Origin of the sequence: Chromohalobacter sp. 48-RD10, from assembly GCF_029889785.1 — a bacterium.
Taxonomy (GTDB): Bacteria; Pseudomonadota; Gammaproteobacteria; order Pseudomonadales; family Halomonadaceae; genus Chromohalobacter.
Genome location: NZ_JARANX010000069.1, coordinates 1 through 3,040 on the forward strand (window position 1 = coordinate 1; position 3,040 = coordinate 3,040).

At 50.4% G+C, this 3,040-nt stretch carries 2 protein-coding genes and 1 pseudogene; all 3 read right to left on the reverse strand.

From position 1 onward, the window contains the following. Window positions 1-170: 170 nt before the first annotated feature. On the reverse strand, window positions 171-2,075 hold the full coding sequence (locus tag OP496_RS16915) for a polymer-forming cytoskeletal protein (protein WP_280564985.1): 1,905 nt from the start codon (window positions 2,073-2,075) through the stop codon (window positions 171-173). Further along, window positions 2,075-2,695: a prepilin-type N-terminal cleavage/methylation domain-containing protein gene (locus OP496_RS16920; protein ID WP_246894766.1), complete on the reverse strand. Its 621-nt coding sequence runs from the start codon at window positions 2,693-2,695 to the stop codon at window positions 2,075-2,077. Before OP496_RS16920 ends, OP496_RS16915 begins: the two co-directional genes overlap by 1 nt. After that, a pseudogene (locus OP496_RS16925) lies at window positions 2,692-3,040 on the reverse strand (hypothetical protein); the annotation flags it as partial. The pseudogene OP496_RS16925 and the gene OP496_RS16920, both read right to left, overlap by 4 nt.

The window sequence follows — 3,040 nt, forward strand, 5'->3', positions numbered from 1 at the left end:
TTACGCGCCGAACGGCTACTCGATCCGCGCCTCCGGCAGCTTCCAGATTGGCAGTTTCTATCTCTGCACGGCCAAGGCGACGACCCCGGCACGCCGCATCGTGCTGAGCCGTGGCGGTCGGGTACGCATCAAGCGCCTACCTGCAGGAGACGCTGCCTGCGCACGATGAGTCAGTCCGCATTGCCGTATGACAAGCCTTCTAGAGACCAACCGGAGGCGCTGGAGTTATCATCGCCGTTTTCACCACTTCCGTCACCGACTCCTGAGGTCGACCTGGGCACATACTCGATTTCCCCACCGCCATCGACAGTAACGGTCTTACCTCTTGCCGAACCGCGTAGACCACCGCCGGCAGTGACGGAAACGTTTGCATACGGCGCATAGACATTTGCCAGCGCCTGGGCACTGCCGTCGATCAACACACCTTTGCTGTAAAAGCCACTATCCTCATGGGTGGAGTAAAGAGACAAGGTGGAACGCCCATTGGTCGTGGCCTGCACGCTCGCCATTTGGGTGGAGCTCTTGATGTGAGTCTCGCCGGTCACGAAAATCGTCAGCGTACTGCCTTGATCAATGGTCAGCCCTTTTCCTTCGCCGGATCCAAGGGTGAGATCGCCATCAACCAGCAACACCACGTCGCCCCCACTAACATTTAGTTCACCATTCTTAAGAGTAAGATCCCGCGTGCGGACAACGGACACCGGTTTGTCGAAGCTTGGCATGTCGGCCGTGGTCGCCTCTGCCAGGATTACATCTTTCTCAACATTCCAAGTCTTATCGAAGGCCATGAGACCGTTGGGGGTCAACGCACCATCTCCTATCGGGTAATTACCCACGACGATATCCTTATTGGTCCCCATTGCATCAGTGGCCACTGTTGCAAGCAGGCTATCCATTTCCTCAGCGAGGGTGTTTTTATTATCGGAGAAAACTTGCAGATTGCATTCACCGCCATTCACCGAAGAGATCAGTGTATGACTGCCGATCTTGATCGAACCGCCAACATACTCCTCATCTGCCTTCCAGCTGGCATGGTTATTTTGAATCTCTTCTTGCGATTCGATATTGCCGCCCACGGAAGCCGAACTGTTGACAAATATGACCTTACCGCCTGCCGAAACATTACCTTCGACCGTCGCAGCATTGTTAAATACAACATCACCATTGGCCGAGACATCGCCCTTGATAGTCGCCGAATTTTCAAAGAAAACGCTGCCCGTGATAGCGATGGAACCACCATATACTGCCGCAGAATTACTGGTAACATCGCCATTGGCATGAATATCCCCAGCGACACTAGAACTGCCACTGGTGGTCACTTCTCCCACTGTCGTGACATCGCCATCAACGCTGGTACCGCCGCTAAGACTCACCCCAGCACCCGGCTGCAACGTCCGAACATCACCATTGATTTTCCCTCCACCATTGAACTTAATCGCTTCGCAACCAACCACTGGGCCTTTTGAGGGACCGCCTGAATCGCCTGGAGAACCACCTATAGAATAAACGGCACGCAAAACATCTCGTCTATTGCCATAATCGATACCGCTATTACTTCCAAGCGCTCTCCGCCCCCAAAAAACCACCTGCACTCTATCGCCGCTGAGCTTGACAACTTTTTTAATTCCGGGCTGAGTAAAAGAGTACCTTATCTCTTCATCGCCAGGTTTCTCGTCACTATTATCGCTACTTCCCCGAACGCGCAACTCTGCAATTTTCTTAGCCCTGCTTTCGCGCTTCTCAACGGACAACGAAAGAAGGTCTTCATAGTCTTCATGCGAAATAATAGGCTTTGTGTTCTCAACATCCTCTTTCTCAAGAACCTCGCTTACCTTATTCTCAACCTCGACCCTCCAACTTTTCTCTTTATCTAAACCAGCACTTTTATCTTTATTTTCAAATCGCCGAAAAGCTTCATCCGCCCCAGCTTCATAGTTATTGGCACGCAGGTAATTGCCTGCCTGGCGTTCCTGGTATTTATTGACAGACATGCTGGACACGACAGCCCCGGACGCCACCGTCAGCAACATCAAACCCACGACAAGCACGAATCCAGACTGCTTAGGTGTTTTCATTATTCATTCTCTTTAGGCTTATCGGAATCATTGATATTACGTGTAGCCAAATAAAAAGACAGGGCTTTACTATTACACCCCTCATCATTTGGATTGCAATTTCTATCATAATAATCAATGATAACAAAAACACCTTCCGGGCTCTTACCCACATCACATTTTTCTTTATTTTTATGTGGCAGGCTGCAAAAAACAACCGATTCTATGCCAACCTCGCCTTTAGACGAAAGGTCGATTATAGGATCATTGCTGCCATGTTGACACACAAGTTCATTACCATCGTCTCCAATCGACCAGGTAACATCCTTACCTTTTCCTTTATCGCCTCTGCCCGGACAGGTTATTCCATTCTCTACCGATTCTGACGACGCCAAAAAAAGCTTATTTCCGTTATTACTTTTTTCTATCTTGACAGACTTCGCCACCTTGACCGTAGAAGACAGCTCCCTGTGTATATACATCAGCTCATCTTGCAGCTTGTCGTTGTTATCACGATATTCGCGCACATCGCTGATCGTCTGATAAGCCGTGATAGTACCACCAAGGATAATGAGGCCGATAAACATGCTGATCATCATTTCGATCAGCGTGAAGCCTCTTTGGTGTTGGCGGTTATTCATTCGCCCTCCGTCTCACACGGCAAAAAGGCCACTAAGTTCACGCCATCCGAGCCTCCTTGGCCCTGCCATGTAATCTCGAGGTCATAAAGGCCATCGCCGATATCTTCCCAACTCCCATTGGGAGAAGGCAGGCCATCAACCTTAGCGACATCTTTCTGCCACCCACTCAAGAGTTCTTCAGAACCTTCAAGCTTTTCACAAGCTTCCTCACTATGCGCCCAGGCGCGTTCGTTCATGTCTCGGACCATGATGGTGGCGAGTGTTGTGTTGAGGCTCTCGCGTGCGTTCTGCAACGAGTTGAGTTGCATGGCAGCGAGCCCGAGCATGCCGATGGAGAGAATGGTC

Excerpts from the sequence above, each read along its gene's own strand:
- OP496_RS16915 (WP_280564985.1), bottom strand. The coding sequence starts at position 2,075 with ATGAAAACACCTAAGCAGTCTGGATTCGTGCTTGTCGTGGGTTTGATG.
- OP496_RS16920 (WP_246894766.1), bottom strand. The coding sequence starts at position 2,695 with ATGAATAACCGCCAACACCAAAGAGGCTTCACGCTGATCGAAATGATG.